Origin of the sequence: Trichocoleus sp. ST-U1 (assembly GCF_039961835.1) — a bacterium.
Taxonomy (GTDB): domain Bacteria; phylum Cyanobacteriota; class Cyanobacteriia; order Cyanobacteriales; family FACHB-T130; genus FACHB-T130.
The window spans coordinates 81,442-99,066 of the sequence record NZ_JAMPJZ010000013.1; the positions used below are offsets into that span (position 1 = coordinate 81,442).

Annotated in this window: 15 protein-coding genes; 4 read left to right on the forward strand and 11 right to left on the reverse strand. The window is 47.1% G+C overall.

Going from position 1 to position 17,625, the window contains the following annotated elements; translation table 11 throughout:
* Window positions 1-58: 58 nt before the first annotated feature.
* Complete coding sequence (locus tag NDA06_RS07700; protein WP_190413033.1) at window positions 59-757, reverse strand: hypothetical protein; 699 nt, start codon at window positions 755-757, stop codon at window positions 59-61.
* Window positions 750-1,307 carry an Npun_F5560 family protein gene (locus NDA06_RS07705; RefSeq protein WP_190413034.1) on the reverse strand — a complete coding sequence of 186 codons (558 nt, stop codon included), beginning with the start codon at window positions 1,305-1,307 and terminating at the stop codon, window positions 750-752. Before NDA06_RS07705 ends, NDA06_RS07700 begins: the two co-directional genes overlap by 8 nt.
* Before the next feature lie 290 nt (window positions 1,308-1,597).
* Between NDA06_RS07705 and NDA06_RS07710 the strand changes: the two genes are divergently transcribed.
* Window positions 1,598-3,037: a phosphoglucomutase/phosphomannomutase family protein gene (locus NDA06_RS07710; protein ID WP_190536642.1), complete on the forward strand. Its 1,440-nt coding sequence runs from the start codon at window positions 1,598-1,600 to the stop codon at window positions 3,035-3,037.
* Between the two features lie 74 nt (window positions 3,038-3,111).
* Entirely contained in the window at window positions 3,112-3,378 is a 267-nt protein-coding gene (locus NDA06_RS07715; protein ID WP_190413036.1) for a LapA family protein, read from the forward strand.
* Between the two features lie 36 nt (window positions 3,379-3,414).
* Here the strand turns inward: NDA06_RS07715 and NDA06_RS07720 are convergent, their stop codons facing one another.
* From NDA06_RS07720 to NDA06_RS07735, 4 genes are all read right to left on the reverse strand, one after another.
* The gene (locus NDA06_RS07720; RefSeq protein WP_190985219.1) at window positions 3,415-3,987 is read right to left on the reverse strand and encodes a thermonuclease family protein; all 573 of its coding nucleotides are present in this window, start codon (window positions 3,985-3,987) and stop codon (window positions 3,415-3,417) included.
* Window positions 3,988-4,150: 163 nt separating this feature from the next.
* Entirely contained in the window at window positions 4,151-5,068 is a 918-nt protein-coding gene (locus NDA06_RS07725) for a DUF4351 domain-containing protein (RefSeq protein WP_190985220.1), read from the reverse strand.
* Window positions 5,069-5,093: 25 nt separating this feature from the next.
* A complete protein-coding gene (gene polA, locus NDA06_RS07730; protein WP_190985221.1) occupies window positions 5,094-8,054 on the reverse strand; it encodes a DNA polymerase I in 2,961 nt (986 codons plus the stop codon).
* 284 nt (window positions 8,055-8,338) lie between these two features.
* The gene (locus tag NDA06_RS07735) at window positions 8,339-9,184 is read right to left on the reverse strand and encodes a DUF4114 domain-containing protein (protein ID WP_190413039.1); all 846 of its coding nucleotides are present in this window, start codon (window positions 9,182-9,184) and stop codon (window positions 8,339-8,341) included.
* Window positions 9,185-10,121: 937 nt separating this feature from the next.
* Here NDA06_RS07735 and NDA06_RS07740 point away from each other — a divergent pair.
* Together NDA06_RS07740 and NDA06_RS07745 are read left to right on the forward strand one after the other, a co-directional pair.
* The gene (locus NDA06_RS07740) at window positions 10,122-10,265 is read left to right on the forward strand and encodes a hypothetical protein (RefSeq protein ID WP_190413040.1); all 144 of its coding nucleotides are present in this window, start codon (window positions 10,122-10,124) and stop codon (window positions 10,263-10,265) included.
* Window positions 10,266-10,501: 236 nt separating this feature from the next.
* Window positions 10,502-10,795: a WGxxGxxG family protein gene (locus NDA06_RS07745; protein WP_190413041.1), complete on the forward strand. Its 294-nt coding sequence runs from the start codon at window positions 10,502-10,504 to the stop codon at window positions 10,793-10,795.
* Between the two features lie 293 nt (window positions 10,796-11,088).
* On the opposite strand, the gene NDA06_RS07750 is transcribed toward NDA06_RS07745, so the two are convergent.
* The 5 genes from NDA06_RS07750 to NDA06_RS07770 form a co-directional block, all read right to left on the reverse strand.
* Window positions 11,089-12,504, reverse strand: coding sequence for an IctB family putative bicarbonate transporter (locus NDA06_RS07750; RefSeq protein ID WP_190525914.1), 1,416 nt, complete (start codon window positions 12,502-12,504; stop codon window positions 11,089-11,091).
* Window positions 12,505-12,634: 130 nt separating this feature from the next.
* Complete coding sequence (locus NDA06_RS07755; protein ID WP_190525912.1) at window positions 12,635-14,239, reverse strand: GAF domain-containing sensor histidine kinase; 1,605 nt, start codon at window positions 14,237-14,239, stop codon at window positions 12,635-12,637.
* A gap of 482 nt (window positions 14,240-14,721) precedes the next feature.
* Window positions 14,722-15,444 (reverse strand): GUN4 domain-containing protein, encoded by a 723-nt coding sequence (locus NDA06_RS07760; RefSeq protein ID WP_190525907.1) that lies wholly within the window; start codon window positions 15,442-15,444, stop codon window positions 14,722-14,724.
* 113 nt (window positions 15,445-15,557) lie between these two features.
* Window positions 15,558-16,052, reverse strand: a complete 495-nt coding sequence (locus NDA06_RS07765) for an adenylyltransferase/cytidyltransferase family protein (RefSeq protein WP_190425440.1) — start codon at window positions 16,050-16,052, stop codon at window positions 15,558-15,560.
* 148 nt (window positions 16,053-16,200) lie between these two features.
* Window positions 16,201-16,884, reverse strand: a complete 684-nt coding sequence (locus NDA06_RS07770) for a response regulator transcription factor (protein WP_190525902.1) — start codon at window positions 16,882-16,884, stop codon at window positions 16,201-16,203.
* Between the last annotated feature and the right edge of the window lie 741 nt (window positions 16,885-17,625).

The window sequence follows — 17,625 nt, forward strand, 5'->3', positions numbered from 1 at the left end:
AGCCCAGATAGGGAAACCCGATAAATCGGAGTCCCTACAAGTGCCTAGCCGCGACTTCTTAGTCGTGAAAAGCGTTGATTTGGAGATCGTAAATTGCTTGACCCGTCAAGCAGTGCCAGTGACAGGTAAATAAATCTGGCTTTTGGACGTTAATGCTAGCGATCGCTGGTTCCCCTGGAAACGGCAAAAGTCGGTCAAAAAAAATCCCTTGCTCTTGAAAGCCGAACTGTAATAAATAAACAGCTGGTGGCGCTGATAAAAATTGCAGCAATCGATGCCCCAGTTGGTACAGTGGCTGACGCCAGATATCCGATAGATGCACCGGCTGACGATAACCTTTCAAAGTCGGTTCTAAGCGCCTACTTTCATCATCCTCAACCCTACCAATTACCTCGCCGTAGAGCGGCCCCTTTGCCGTAAGAACGATTGGCAACCAGAAATCACCGACACCCGTCGTCGATCCTAATTGCTCCACCAACTGGCGTAAACCAGTCACATCGCGGCAAGCCTGATAAAGGGATTGGGCTGGAAATTCCAAGCTTTCTGGCAAATTCAGCGTTAAAGGACACCAAAGAATTTCTGCTTGGTTTTGCAAGTCCGCCCAGACTGAGGCAATAAATTGCGTCTCTACAATTTGTATCGTTGTCGGTACTGGGGAATTGAGCGCGCTTTGCTTGAGGGCAGAAACAATTTCGGCTATTGTGGGCGATACCGGAAGTTCATCAGCAGCATCAACCACAATCAGAACTTTACGCATGACCAAAGGTTGGAATCGGGCTATTACGAACACCCGTACGCGGGAAACTGGGCAGATCGAGTCCGGTCGTCGTGCGACGGGTTCTGACAGCTAGACGGTAGCTGACACTTTGCAACTCGGCATGGAGTTGACGGTTTTCCCGTTGTAGCATCGCCACTTTCTCCCGCACGGGTGCCATGCGTTCGGCAAATTTCTGGCGATAAATCTGTGGCAACTCCTGCACCACTTGTTCTAGCATCCGGCTGCGGTCGGTCAATTCCTGTACAGACTGCCGCAATTGATAAATCTCGGTGTCGCGGGTTGTAATCTGTTCCTGGTAGAACGTTACCTGCTGCTCGACCTCTTGCAGTTGTTCTCGCAGCGCTCTCATCTGAGCCATGTGCCGCTCAGAAACTTCCGGTCTGGGCATAAAATTAGCATTGCCCTTAACCAGCCGGAATAGTTCTTGAGACAACTGCTGAACCAGTTGATCTCGCATCTGCAACTCTTCGCGCAGGCGAGTTGCGTCAGATTGAAGCGTTTGTAGGTTTGGCGTGTCTGTCTGGCTCACAATGGCTTACGGCTCCTTTGAGATGATTTTCCTAATGGCAGGCGCGAGGCGATAGCGGATGGCTCATATTGCTTTTGCAGCTAATTTACCATTTGCAACGGCAATTAACACCTGATTGCTACCCTTGTTTGCAATTAAGGGTTGGGTCTATCGTATCCTCAGATTCAGCTAGATTTTCTGCCGGTGCGAACAAATTGTTCAGTTTATACAAACCATTTGTCATCCGGTAGCGAGATTGAAGCGATAGGCGTCTTGTAGTATTTAGGTGGAATCAAGAGGAAGTGGTTAAGATGAGCGCAGCCAGCAGTTCAAACAAGATCAAATTTGGTACCGATGGATGGCGGGGGATTATCGCCGATGACTTTACCTTCGCCAATGTGTGTAAAGTAACGCGGGCGATCGCGAGTTATCTCGAAAACGCCTATTCCAAAGACCGTCCCGTCTTAGTAGCTTACGATACCCGTTTTTTAGCCGACCAATTCGCCCGGACTGCCGCCGAAGTTTTGGCAGACGCTGGGTGGACGGTGAAAATTGTCGATCGAGATTGCCCGACGCCAGTTATTGCCTACAACGCTAAGCTTCTCAACTCTGCTGGGGCACTGATGTTCACCGCCAGTCATAACCCAGCTCCCTATTGCGGCATCAAATACATCCCCGATTACGCTGGTCCGGCTACACCGGAAATTACGGATACAATTGTAGCAAATATTGAAGACGCTACGGATGAGCCGCCGAGTGGCAACAATGCCAACAAGATTTCTACCTTTGATCCCAAGCCAGATTATCTCCAGTTTATTTACACCCTGCTGGATGTAGAGCGAATTAAGAGCGCAGGGCTAAAGGTGAAGTACGACGCCCTCTACTCCACTTCTCGAGGCTACCTGGATACTGTCTTGGAGCGGTGTGGTTGCGATACAGAGGCATTCCACACCTATCGCGATGTTCTCTTTGGCGGTGGAATGCCAGAACCGAAGGGAGAGGAATTGATTGGACTCGTCGAAGCGGTGAAAAAAGACGGGGCAGATTTAGGTTTGGCGACGGATGGAGATAGCGATCGCTTCGGCATTGTTGACGAACAAGGAAACGTGCTGACACCGAACACGGTGCTGCTGCTGCTGGCGCGTCACTTAGTCAAAAACAAAGGCAAAACTGGTGCAATTGTCCGCACCGTTGCCACCACCCACCTGCTGGATAACCTCGCTGCTAAGTACGGCTTGGAAATCTACGAAACAGCAGTAGGCTTTAAATACATCGGCGAGAAAATGCGCGAGACGCAGGTATTGATCGGCGGCGAAGAATCGGGCGGATTGAGCATTATCGGACATATTCCCGAAAAAGACGGTATTTTAGCCGATATGCTGGTGGCAGAAGCGATCGCTTACGAAGGTAAGCCTTTAAGCCAGCTAGTAGAAGAAGTAATCGCAGAAGCCGATGGCCCTCTGTACAACAAACGTCTCGATTTGCACTTAAATGACGCCCACAAAGCCGCTGTCATCGATGATTTCACTAAAAATCCCCCAGCAGAAGTGGCAGGAATTAAAGTGAAAGAAGTAGGGCGCAAAGACGGGATTAAACTCTACTTAGAAGAAGGCAGTTGGATACTCCTGCGTCCTTCCGGAACAGAACCGCTAATGCGGGTTTATCTGGAAACGAATACTCCAGAAAAAATGACTCAAATTGCCCAGCAAATGGAACAAACCATTAACAAACTGGAACCCGTCACAGTCTAAATGATCGGTAGGAGCAAGGGCATTGCTCTTGCTCCTACTTGGTAGCAGGAACTTACTCAGTCGCCATTATCAATATGAAAGCCCTTACCAACCTGCTTACCTCGCTGATTTTAGCTAGTTCCGTCGCAGCGATCGCTCTGTTGTCCATTCAAAACATCACGCCGGTATCGGTGAAATTTCTAACTTTCCAGTCGATCCGGATGCCAGTAGGCGTCGTGCTAGCGTTTAGTGCTGGCGCGGGGGCGATTGGGAGTGCAATCGTGCCCATTGTTTGGGGATCGCCTTCCAGTAATCAGTCTCAATCAGAAGATGCCAGTGAGTATGCTGACGAAGACTTTTGATGGTTATTGTCCATTGCAATTAACTATCAGCCTTTGCTACTTACTCTCACTGCGATACTCCCACGGCGGCAGAAATTTGAAGTCACGCCAAATGCCGCGCCGAGTCTTTTTCGCCTCAGCTTCTGCTTGCTCAACGATAGCAGCGCTAGGGCAATCTTTTAGATATTGACGATACACCAGTACCAGTCCCTCTTTTGCCAACACTTCCTGAACAAAAGTGCCATCAGGCAGGCGCACCTCGCTAACTTTACGCCCATACCTATCAGTATCAGTCACAGTTAAGCGAACGCGATCGCCTCCTTGTTGTACCAATTCTTGCAATCGTTGTTGGGTTTTAATTCCCCACTTAAATTGGTTTTGATCTGCTGCTTTTTTGCTTGCCTTTTCCTTGCTGGAATGCGGAACTTCCGGAGCATCCACACAAGCAAAGCGCACGTTAATATTTTTCCCACTGCGATCCGTCACGGCGAGAGTATCCCCATCGCTGACTCGTTTAACCGAGTAAGTGGGTGGACCAAAAATGGCTTCACACCCCACCAAGCCAAGGATAAGAATAACTGCACCAGTCCAGATGAGAGAGTTTTGGATGAGTTTGCGAGTGCCGGTCATTATAAATATTTACTACAAAGGAAAAGTCCATCTGGACAGACGTTTCCATTGTCCAATAGTTTCGGACGCTTGTTACGGGCTTTTCGTAGTGGGAGTCGTGAAGGGAGATGCGATCGCGCTTCTAATCGACGCTTAGTTTAACACGCATTTATTGCCAGTCACTTTACTCAGTTGCAAACTGGTGTAACCAATCCTCCAAATCTGCCGCCGATGAAAAATCCAAAAGCGCTTCTGCTAAATCCTCTAACTGAGTCTGAGATAGCTGCTGAATGCGCTGTTGTAACTCAGGGGCAACTGCGCCAATTCGCCGAGGCAATAGGCGCATAACCAGTGACAGTGCCTCTTGTTGCTTTCCCTGTTCAATACCTTCTTCCATCCAGCTAGTGACAATTCGCATAATGACCTCCTGCTCAGTTGGCTCCATCCTAGCAATGTCAGCTCTTAAAAGCCTTTCCTGTTCTGTACTTAAGCGCAGGTAAGTGTCAATAAATCCAGAAATTAATTGCATCTTGGCGGGATCTAGCCTCAAAGTAGCCAAAAGACGCAAACATTCAAATTTTACGCGGCGGCGATCGCTTGGCTCTATATTCATTTTCGCCATTAGGGCACTAGCAACTGGATTGGGTTGCTGCACAAAATCCCGCCAATTAAGCTGATTTAGCTGAATGACATCATAGTTGAACTGCAAAACGACTTTATTGGGAAAAGCCACCTGATAAACGTTCGGTTCTGGAGTTTTGGGACTGTTATAAGAAAACACCACCACAGGATACACAGGCAGATCGAATTTTTCAGACAAGCGGGAGAAATAGCGGAACATCCGCCTGACTTTGGCAGGCGGATGTTGAGCTTGGTTTTCTACATGAATTAGAAAAAAAGATTCCTGAGCTCGAAATTCAGCCTTGACGATTAAATCAGCTTCATAACGCTCGCCAGCAGTAACATCTGTAAAGACTTCTTTGTCTAAAAACTCTATGGAGTCGCGTTCTAGATAAGTTGCTACTTCTGGCAAAAATAACTCTATGAACTCCCCAAAAAAGGTTGTGAGGAGTTCCTTAAATAAGCGGTCATGGTCAATCATCCGCGTTTGTTGAAGTTACGATTTTTTACTTCGTTTCCATCCAATTCTGCCCTGCACGCACATCAACGACTAATGGCACACTCAAAGAAACCGCATTTTCCATTGTGGAACGAATTTTAAGCTGTAATTCTTCCCATTCAGAGGGAGGAACTTCAAGCACTAATTCATCGTGAACTTGCAATAGCAAACGCGCCTGATAATTCTGCAAAACTTTGTGCAGTTTATCCATTGCAATCTTGATGATATCGGCGCTAGAACCTTGGATGGGAGCATTAGCGGCGGCGCGTAGCGAACCGGCGTCAGCTTGTCCCAAATTACGGAGTTTGTCAAGGTTAATTTCATCGGGATTGCTACCTTGGAGCTTGCGGAGACTGCCGCCCTCAAAGTTAAAGTAACGGCGGCGTCCTAGAATAGTCTCGACATAACCGTGAGCGATCGCTTCCCGCTTCACCCGCTCCAAATATTCAAAAACCTTACGGTAGCGCTCGTTAAACCGATCGATAAACAATCTGCCTTCTGTCGCCTTCACCCCAGCTTCCCGCGCAAATCGCTGCGCCCCCATTCCGTAAATTACGCCGAAATTGATAATTTTCCCCAATCGGCGTTCCTCAGATGTCACCGTATCCTTCTCCAACAACAGCCGAGCGGTGACACTGTGAATATCTTCATTTTGCTGGTATGCCTCAATCAGCACCGGCTCTTGGCTCAAGTGAGCCAAAATCCGCAACTCAATTTGTGAATAGTCAGCTGCAACCAGTAACCAACCAGGTTCCGGTACAAATCCTTTGCGAATTCGCCGACTAAACGCTGTGCGGATAGGAATATTTTGTAAGTTGGGATTAGAAGAAGACAATCGCCCTGTCGTCGTCCCTGTCTGATTAAAATTTGTATGCACCCGCTGAGTATCGGGTCTTATCAGCAAGGGTAAAGCGTCCACATAAGTAGACTTCAACTTGGAAAGGGTGCGGTACTCTAAAACGGCATCGACCAGTGGATGATCGCCTTGCAGTTTTTCTAGGGTTGCGGCATCTGTAGAATAACCCGACTGAATTTTCCGAGACTTTTTAGTATCTAACTTGAGCTTGTCAAATAAAATTTGGCTCAGTTGTTTCGGTGAACCCAAGCTAAATTTTTCTCCAGCTTCCTGATAAGCTTTTTGCTCAATTCCTGCTAAATCCTTTTCCAGTTCTTGCGATAGTGTCAGGAGATAGGCTGGATCGATGCGGATGCCCACATATTCCATCTGGGCTAAAACTGGCTCTAAGGGTTGTTCTACTTCCCGTAACAGCCGGTGAAGAGCTGGGACTTCCTCTAATTTTTCTCGTAGCTTTGGCACCAACTGGAATGTGGCATAGACTTGCATCCCGCAGTAGTAGGCAGCAGTCTGGATATCCAGATCGGCAATCGTTTTGCCTTTCGGTACTACATCCGTATAATTACTGATACTTAGCTCTAGATGGCGTAGGACTAAGTCACCGAGATTGTGGCTGTTGTCTGGATTCAGGACGTAACTGGCAAGCATCGTATCTAACACCACCCCAGCCAAGTTAATTCCCTGACAGCGAAACACCAGCCGGTCAAACTTGGCATTTTGCAACGTCTTGGGATATTCGGCACTTTCCAAAATCGGACGCAACGCTTCTAATACAGACGTTTTATCCAGATTTTCACCAGTTTTGTGACCTGTGGGAATATAAGCAACTTCAGATGGAGCAATTCCCCAGCAGCAGCCAATCCCCACAAGTTGGGCGTCTCGTGGCTCCAGGGAATCCGTTTCCGTATCCCAAGCTACGGGTTTGTCAGAGTCAGTGCAACGTTGCAGATGCTTTATCAGTTCTGTCAGTTTTTCTGGAGTATCAATAATTTGGGCGCTAATTTTATTAGCACCATTTGTGTGTGCCTTGCTAGCAGCTTCGGTGTCAGCGGCACTGAAAAACCAGTCGCCATCATCAAAACCGATTTCTTCAAGTTCTTCTTTAGATTCAACGGGTTTAGCTTCCTCTGCCACACCGCCAAATGCCTGCTGCAACTGCTTGATTCGGCTCAAATAAGTCCTAAACTCTAACTTTTCTAGCAGCGGTTCTAGCTCGGCGTTATCAAATCCCTTCAGCGGGCAGTCTTCTAAACTAACGTCTAGGGGGACATCAAGAACTATCCTTGCCAAGTGCTGGGAACGGTATGCCTCTTGTTTCCCGGCTTCCAGCTTCTGCTTGACGGCTCCTTTAATCTCATCCAAGGAAGCATAAATCCCATCCAGGGAGCCGTATTCTGTAAGCAACTTCACGGCTGTTTTGTCGCCAATTCCCTTGACACCGGGGATATTGTCGGAGGCGTCGCCACACAAAGCTTTGTAATCGACAACCTGCTCTGGTGTAATGCCCTTTAGTTTCTCTTTAACTTCCTCTGGCCCAAATTCTACTGGTCCTGTATTGCTGCCACGTTGCCAGAAGGTTTGACCGAGATAAAGAACGCTAATTTCCTTTGCAGTGTCAACCAGTTGAAATAAATCTCTATCGCCCGTAACAATCTTTACCCGATACCCAGCCGCACTCGCCTTTTGTGACAGCGTTCCCAAGACATCATCTGCCTCATACCCCGGTGCCGTCACAATTGGCAGATTGAAGGCATCTAAAAGGTCGTGAAGATTTTTCAGGTCGATGATAAAGTCTTCTGGCGTCTCAGCGCGGTCAGCTTTATAGGTATCGTCGGCTTCGTGGCGGAAAGTGGGTAAGCCGAGGTCGAATGCGATCGCCATCGCCTGAGGTTGCTGGGATGCTATTACTTCCAGTAACGACTTGAGGAAGCCAAAACAAACACTGGTAGGAATCCCAGTCTTTGTTTTTAAGCCTCCATCCCGCCCTTTAGCAAAGGCAAAGTAGGCGCGGAAGGCTAACGAGTGACCATCCACCAGGATGAAGACAGGCCGCATATCAGATGAGCTAGCAGCGGAGTGAGAGGGGTTGGAGGCAGAGGTAGATTGAGACATAGCCTTATTTTAGCTAGCGCCAGAGAGCAGATATTCTTTACAATGCCTCAGATTGCTCGCTTCAGGCGAACAAGCTGTTAGATATCTCATCCCACGGCTCAGCCTGAATGATTTTAACTACCCCTAGGGGAAATATCCTAATCTATGCGCTGCTTCACTGGCTAAGCTTACAGCGAAGCAGCTGCTACATAAGCTTCCAATAAAAAAGCCCGCAGGATGCAGGCTAGAAACAGGGGTTATTGACTAATTGAACTTGCAAAGATTATCAGCGATAGGCCAGGGGATTAGCCATTGATTTGGCTGTTGCGGCGGCGACGCAGGCCAAACATCCCTAACGTACTTGCAGCTACCAGTGCCAACGTTGCAGATGGTTCAGGTACGCTTTGCAGACTTTGGTTGCCGATATCGACGATGAAAACTGTGTCGTTGAAATCCCGGTCAGAGGCTGGAGTCACGCCAGTCTCGCTTCCATCTCCGTACAAATCTTCAAAACCGATCACCAGGTAACGGGAGTTAAAGAGATATCCTCTGGCGTGCTGTAGCCCATCAGGGTTAGGAGCATTAAAAGCAGAATTGTAAATGCCGTAGGAGTTGCTGGTGCCGTATAAGCTATTGGCGTTCAACTGGAAATTCAGGGTTGTACCTTTACTGAAGTTGCCTAAGTTGACCCAATCTCCTTGCTTTAGATTAGTAAAGCTAGTTTGGTTTTCCCTAATACTTTCTGTGCTGTTGAGTTCCCAGAAAGCCATTCCATCTTTGACAATGTCGCCGTTACTGTCAAGTGCTTGATAACCTAGCTGATTGTTATAATCCGCCCCTTCATTGACGAAGTAAGCACGAACATCAGTATCGTTTTGCAACGTTAATTTGCTTAAATCAAATGATTTACCGCCTAAAAGGCTCAAGTCTGGAAATGCGTATTTTTCTTGAGACTTATTTATCTGCGTGTTTAAGCTATCGATAAGCGTGCTGATGTTTGAAAAATCATCAGATTGGCTCAATGCATTCTTTGTGGGTGCAGTATTTACAGAACCCCAGTTAATCTCAGCCGATGCCGGTGCAGTTGCAGAGATGACGCCGGTCAGGGCAGCAGCAGCGGCGAGCAGACTAGTAATTAGTTTGATTTTCATTTGAGTACCTCTACCAAGGCGATGAACGACTTCACCCCATCCAACCGGCAAATACATCCAAAATAATTGAGTTTATTTTTACTTTAGAAGCCCGGTGCAGACGTGTGTTTTCTTTTCCTTGTTTATTAATAACTGAAATCATAATTCTTTGTCTACAGCTTTTCTAATTCTTTTTGGCTTCTTCATAGTATTGAATATTTACGTAAAACCCTTAAATACACTTACAAAGCTACTAATTAGTTTTGAACTTAAAGCAGTATTTTCCTCAGCCTCAAAACTCTTTTTTTGAAGCACATCGGTAAATATTCTGAAAGCTTTTCAGGGATTTTGCGGATAGCGCTTTTTATTTGACAGCGCTATCCATAAAAATTCAGTATTCTCAAGAATGGGGAAATTTCCAGAGTCAGGTTAAAACACGAGCGGGAACTGGTAATACGCACAATGCTGACAGCCTACGCAGATTACGTAACCGTGAGTTCGGGATAAAGAACAGCCATAACAGATAGGCCGAAACTGCTGAATTCTCCATCCATCTGCTTGTCCCATGCTCAGATAAAAAGAAAAGTTCTACGGTGTCGATAACTGGTTCTAAAGGTTTGAAAACCCTGTCCGCAGCCACAATTGCTTCGCTGATAGGCTGCAACACCGTAAACGTTCTCGTTTACGGTGTTGCGGAAGCGGTCGATGATTGAGACACTGATTGACCAGTTGAAGTTGACCAGTTGAAGAACATTTCTCGGAGCGAGCATTCTCATCACCTCAGGGAGACACCCTGATGGGTGCCATTATCTCTGGAGAAAAGTAAATCCTGGCAACTTCTATCTCCTTGAGATGAAGAGGGCAGAAGTTGTGAGAGCTTTTATCAAACAGAGTTCAGACGGTACGGGGACTTTAGAACCCTTGTCTTGCAGGTTTAGTCTGTTTAGAAGAGAATTCCATGCGCCTTTTTGCAGAAATGGGCTGCTCCCTCACCGCAGTCGGGCAACTTTCTGGTCAACCTGGTGTGCGGATTGATTGCAAGAGCCACCAAACCAAGCAGCCCTCTATCACCATTGACTACCATTTACTACCTGCTGCTTAAGCCAAACTCACATGAATTCGCAAGCTTATTATTGATCCCCAGTCTTAAAAAGTTAAATTTGGTTTATACCCTGAAAATTACCTAATTATAAAGAGGGAGGAAATGGTGGAAAGAAAAGACATTTTCTATCTCTATAGTTAGAGTCTAGAAGTTTTTAATCTATAGCTGTAGATTGATTCTGATTTGGAGGGAAATCTATAAGTTTGTGAGTGAAGAGCGGACAAGGAGCTTTATTTATGAAACGATCTGATTTATCAAAATTTATTGGAGCTGGCGTTCTCTCCTTAAGTATGGCGGTTCTGCCTTTGACTGTGCCTGCTTCTGCTCAAACGAATACTGATACAAATACAACTACAAACACCGATCCTCGCCAAGACGTTAGAACCGTTGAAAGCGATCGCAATTTTGATTGGGGCTGGTTGGGCTTGCTGGGACTGCTTGGTTTAGCAGGCTTGGCGGGTCGTAAGCATGAAGAGCCAACCCGTTACCGCGACCCCGATCCAGTAAGTCGTACCGGCTACAGAGAGTAAAAAAACGGGTGGCTTATAGGGAAATTAACGGCACTAAAAAAGGCAAAAGGCAAAAGAAAGAAGAGGAAATCTTTTCTTTGCCTTTTTGCTTTTGAAATTTTCTAAACTTGTTTGGATTCCAAATAAATCAAAAGTCAGAGTCTTTAGTCTTTAGTCATGGGTACAACTCCATCCACTCTAGGAGTGCTGTTTGGACAAGAGTTTGCGAGTTTTTGTTTTTTCGCTCGCCTTTGGACGGAGTGGGTGCCGAAAAAAGTCTAAAAACTAATGAATAATCAAACAGGGAAATCGAATTAACTGTGTTCCGTTAGCGTGTGGGGAGTGCGATCGCTACTCGGTGAGAAAGTGTAATAACTAGCAATCAACGCCACCATCATCCACCAAAGCGTATTTACTTCCGGTCTATACCAAACTGTATCTACCAAACCATGTCCTAATAGACCAAATATCGTGGCAATCGCCGCTATCAGCCAAAACCCCTCACGCCTGCCCAGTTGCCGCAAACGATTTAGCTGTAGCCATCCTTGGTTAAAGGTGACAATCAGCAACCACATAAAGCAGCAAAAACCAATTAAGCCAGTTTCTACAGCCAATTCCAGGAAAACGGAATAAGCACTTAAGGCAGTATAGCGGGGGCGCTGATAAAGGGGATAAACTTTGTTAAAAGCCTCGTTGCCAGGGCCTATCCCTAAAATCGGGCGATCGCGGATCATCTCAATCACCGCTTCCCAAACGTTGACCCGGAAATTGTTACTGCTATCCTTGCGACTTGCAAAAATACTAAAAACGCGATCGCGCACTGGTTCCACAAATAGGATCGCCACCGCTAGCACTAGCGCCAAACTTCCTAACAGAATCGGCAGCGACCAAGTCCGCCAGAAAGGTGGCAGATGTTCGCCGATCCAGTAAAGCAGCATCAGCGAAAATACTAAAAGCAAAAATATAAAGCCAATCCAGCCGCCGCGACTGAACGTGAGAATCAAACACGCAGTATTAACGGAAAACATCGTCAGCGCTAGCGCTTTACGACTCCACCCGCGCCAAGCAAAAATAGCAGCCAGAGAGAAAGCGATCGCAGGCAAAAGATAAGCAGCGAGTAAATTGGGATTACCTAAATAGCTATAAACTCGCGTCGTTTTAGATAGAGGAGACGTTGGATCTGTCCAAGTTGCCAGTGCCGCCGCCCCAAAAAACCATTGTCGCAGCCCGTAGACACTAACAATCAGCGCAATGTGGAGATAGACCGCGATCAGGATAGAACGCAGGCGGGGCGATCGCAGCACTCGCGCCATGAGCGCAAAAAATAGCAAATACAGCGTTAGCTTGCCCCAGCCCTTCAAAGCAGCTATCTTCACTGGCGACAGAGCCGTTGCTACAGTGGCAATGCCCCAGTACAGTAACACCAACCAGTGAATTGGAGTAACTTTAGGCGCTTCGCCCGGTACATAACCCGCCTCATCTGACAGAGTCAGCAGTATCCAAAAGCCAGCACCGGCAGCTAACAACACGCCAACCAGGGCCGTTGTCACGAAAGGAGCCAACGCAAACACTAAAGCCACAAACAAGGCTCCCAACGGCTCAGCCCACTGCACGCAGACGCTACTCTGCCGCCAGCTTCGCAAGCTACCGACCAACCGATGCAAATAGCTTGCACTTTGCCACTGATACAGCGGCAAACTGGACAAGGTAAATTGTTGCCAAACACTCATGTGATAGGTCAGGGGGAAGTGATTATGGGTGATTGGTATTGATCACATTAGTCATTGGTCAATGAACAATTAGCCATTCCCTATGACGATTACCAATTACCCAAGTACATAGTTTATAGTCTCTAGTCCGTCAATCATCACCAATTGTTTCCACCGCATCCACCTGTGGCAAGCTGACTACATAGCGATATCCCGCTTCTGGAGAGCCTTGAACAGAAATGTGCCCACCATGAATTTCTGCCAATAAACAGCTCAGCAACAACCCCAAACTTTCACGAGAACCATTGCCGACTGATAAATGGGACAGCCCTTCTGAGACGGCAGAATCAGCGGCACGAGAGTCATTCAGCAACAATTGATTCATTGATGTGAGGGACGGCACGGAGTACGGCTCTTGAATGTAAGCAACACTGGCTTCTGAGAGAGCTGGTTCTAAGTGATGATTTGGCGACATATCGGACTGGGCATAAAACTCAATCTGCGGTAGACCATCTCCTAGCCAGGGATGAGAAACCCACACCGCAATGTTCAGCTTTTCGATTTTGCGAGAGACATGAATGCGAACCACACCTCCTGCACTCCCTGAGTTAATTAGATTAAAAATCAGGTAGTAAAGAATTTGCCGCACTTTATCCTTGTCAAGCAACCAGATGCGCTTTCCAGGCTCTACAGATAGACGAATCTGTTGCTGCCGCCCAGACGCAATCTGTTGCAGGTTATTAATCGCCTGTTGACACAGCATTTCGATGTCCACAGAGGTGAAATCGAGTTTTTGGCTAACCTCATCCAACCCTCCCAGAGACAAAATTTCATCAACTAGCGACACTAAGTGCTGACCGCTGTTGTGGATAATCTCCAGGTATTCCTTCTGCTTGGTCGTTAATGGCCCATAAACTTCGCGTCCCAAAACACTTGCCATCCCCATAATTGAAGTCAACGGAGTCCGCAGTTCCTGTGACAGCTGGGATAGCAGTTTGACTTTAACGGAGCTAGTTGCAGAGGGGCTAGGGGTTGAACGGGTCAGGGACAACACTTCACCCGCATTGCTGCCCATACTGCTGTTGTTCGAGGCGGCATTGTATCCCAGGTCTTTACCCGTTTCTGGTTGCCCGTTAGGCGACGGCTTGGCAAACCAATAGCTGGAGTTGGTACGCTCTAAAGACCCCAATTGTCGCGTTTCTAAAAATAGACGGTTTCTCTCAAATTCACTCAGACTCCAGCGAGCCATAAGTTCCAAAAAGTCAATATCTTTGCTAGTAAAGTTACGAGGCACTAAGTCCATCACTGCCAGGGTGCCCAGGCAGATTCCACTAGATGATAGCAGCGGTGTCCCTAGATAGGCACGGATGCCGTAGTGCTGCACAAGAGCAGTTTCAGCAAACGCTCGATTTGTTAGCGTATCGCCAGCAATCAAAACTTGATGACTATCGACCACATAAGTACACAAAGATTGATGGCGTGGGAGCTGCCGGGACGTGGCGAGATCGTTCATCAACCCTAATCGTGATAAACCCACAGCTGCTTTGATCCGCTGCTTGTCTTGAGCCATTAAACTTAAAATGCAAATCGGCGCTTCCAAAAATCGGGCTGCTGTTTGAGTAGCTTCCTCGAACACTGGAACCATCTCTGCTTCAAGTAGACCCAATTCTCCCAAAGCAGCGAACCTTTGTTGTTCTCGTACTGCCGGTGTCAAACCATCCAAACGACAAAAAAGTCTGCTTTCTGGGGCTGCCATTACCATCCCTACTCCCATACGCTTTGCTTGTATGACTTAATTTAATATCCCGCTACACTTAGCGTTCCCGAAGAAGGCCTCTAACAAACACGTTGAGCAGAGAGTTTTGCTTTTCGGTTAAAAAGGACTAAGGGTAAATGACACTGAGTTTAAACAAAATTGACTTCTATCGTAGGTTGAACGACAAGAATAGCGGGGGTTCTCCCGCCCTGGCGACGTGGTGTTTGAGGTCGCGCAGGCGCGTTCATGCCGTAAGGCTTTAGCCTTCAAGGGAGGAGAAAGCAACAAAAATCAAGGGAGGCGTTGAGTTTAGCACTCGGCTCAACCCAGCCGACAAGTCTTCAGTGACGGTGATTCGATTGAGGAGCCAGGATGAAAAACAAGAGTGAAAAGTAGAATCATTTCTGCTGGCAAGAGGCTTTCTTGCTTCATTCACTCATCACTCTTGTTTGCTGAGTCCTGAGTCCTGAGCCTTGAAGTTTTCAACTTGACCAGGCGGGATGAGATAACAAGGCGGCAATCACCCGTACACCCCGCAGCTGATTTGACAGAGGCAGATGACCCCTAGGGGCACTGAGATCCCAGGTAAACTCGTTGGGATATCGAGTCCAGTTGTTGCCGCTCTTCCAGCCAATTTTGGGCCAGAACTTTAAGAAGTCTTTGCCGAGACTCAGCCAGATTTCCCGTTGCACGGAAAAACCGAATTTGCCCTCCGAGTGTAGGAACCACAGGCTATTGATGGTTTGTAAATCAGGAATGGGGAAGTTTTCTACCTCTGTAAAGTACAACCATTTTCTCTGTACAGCCTGAGCACCTGCCAATTCACACAGCTTTTGCAAGGTTAGGCGGTCAGCGGCAAGAAAGTCTTGTTGCAAGAGCAGGTGTTGCAGGGAACTGTAGTCGATGCCGCGTTCTGAGTGTAAGGGGATAATGCCGGAAGGGAAATGGGTTTGAAGAAATTCAGTTGCAGCTGGCAAATTGGCGTTGTAGAGGGTCTGGTAGGCTTTAGCTGTAACTAAATTGGTAGGAGTTGACTGATTGTTACGTAAAAATTCCATCAGTACCTCCAAACCGGCATTACCCGCTTTTAGAAGTTCTGGGAGGAGTTGTAGTTGCGTTTTTTCAGAACCCGACTCAAACTTGCAGCGTAGGTCGGTGAGGTCTTGGGTGGTGTATGGTAGGTCGGCAGTCGTTTGGTCTGTCATGAAGCAAGTCATTTCAGGTTGCTGTTAGTTATTAGTCATTAGTCATTAGTCTCTAGTCTTTAGTCCGTAGCCAATGACTAATGACCAATGACTAATGACTTTTGACAAATGCGCTAATCATTCGAGTGCAGGATGCGGTCAATCATCGCTGTGGTCGAGGTGGGAATTTCCACTTTGACCAATTCAATCTGACCTCCGTATGCCTGAACGGCAGGTGTTTCAGGCAGGGTTTCCAAGCTGTAGTCGCCTCCTTTGACATAGATATCGGGCTTGAGTGTTTCAATTAAGCCAGTGGCTGTCAATGAGTCGAAGATTACCACTCCATCCACGGGCTTAAGGGCGGCGAGAACTTCAGCCCGCTGCTGCTCAGGCACGATAGGTCGGGGAGGCAATCCCTGCTGATGGGGCTTGATTGCACGGACGGACTGATCACTATTTAACCCCACGACGAGCGATCGCCCCAAGGACTTTGCTACTTGTAAATATCGAACATGACCTGTATGGAGTAAATCAAAGCACCCGTTAGTAAATACTAGCGGTCGCCATCGGCTAGGATCTGCCGCGATCGCTTGACTTAATTCATTTAGTGTATAAACGCCTGAAATCATGGGTAATGAGAGTTTTGAGCGATAAGTTTTGAGTTTTGAGTTATCAGAAAATTTTTAATTTAAAATTCAGAGGCGATCAACCCTTGTCTCTACAACTTAAAAATTGATACCAATTACCAATGACTGCTACCAATGACTGCCTCATCTCTCACGGCTCTTCATGGGTGGGAGGTCGGTATCCGTGTTCAAAAGCAAATCGAACTAGTTGAGAGCGATTCTCTAGTTCCAGCTTACTGAGGATGTTACTAAGATGGGTCTGAACGGTGCGCGGACTGATAAACAAGCGATCGCTAATTTGTTTATTGGTAAATCCCTGAATCACCTCCCAAAAAACTCTTTGCTCTGCGGGTGTTAACGGAAGTGGCTCGCAGGTGGCAGAACCCAACGCTCCCAGAGTTGCTGTCGCTGCGGTGGAACTGGTTGCCATCTGCTGCATCAACCGTACCATTTCCGCATGGATGCGGCGCGATCGCTCTAGCTGAGCTTCAATTTTTGCGACTAATTCCCTGGGATCGAAGGGTTTAGTCAGATAATCATCTGCCCCAATCGTATGACCTTGAATTCGGTCTTCTAGCTCTCCTTTACCTGACAAAAAGATAAACGGTACCAATTGCCCGATAGGAGTTGCTCGCAGGCGTCGGCAGAATTCCAAACCGTCCATCTCCGGCATCATCACATCGCTGACCACCAAATCCGGTGGAGCTTGTTCAAAAGCGCTTAGTGCCTCCATACCAGAACTTACATCCTGAACCAGATACCCCTGGTTTTGCAGGTAGCGTGTCAAGACAGTTCGCAGGGTTCTATCATCATCAACGAGCAAAATTTTTTTCATCGTTACTCTAGAAGAGCGCCTTTCAGGGGCCATATCAGCCTAGGTCTGCAAACTGAATTCATCCCGCTTTGATATTAAGTTGAGGTTTTTGTGAAAAGGGCAGAGGCGGCTTGTGCAGCATATCTCTTTTTTATATCAGCTTCACAAATACTGGCAGCGTCAAGAATTTCTCAGCCAGTATTTGTGAGATTGATGGACTAAAAACCAGCGATCGCCCTCAGTCTACTTTATTATCAGCCTAAAGGATCAGCATAAAGGCTGATGACAGAATGCGCTTAAGATTATTCAAAAAATTAGCCGTTCGACCCATTCTCGTAGAGCCTCTTGGCTAAATAGATGCCAAAGTTTTGATTTGAAGCGCTAATTCCTTCATCCCAGTCACACTTCTAGAGACTACTATTAGGTCTGTAATCCTTTTTTGCGCTCCTTGGTGCCTGGTTTAAACTTCTGACAACGTCCCCTTCGTAGAAACGCGATTAATCTCGTCTCCACCATCCAAAATCCAAAATGAGGTAACAGCCTCCTAGCAGCCCTGCCTCAGCTTGGATGATTTGCGAACATCATGGCAATCAAACCGCCTAAACTGCAAAAAAGCTTAACCGAAACTTTTGCGAATCAGCCGATTTGCTAGGGCGTGTCATCAATTAGATAAGCTAGAGCAAGAGAGAGAAGAAAAGGCTGAGCAATGACACGACGGTATGCCCTGCGCGATGACCAATGGGAGCGGCTCAAAGACTTGTT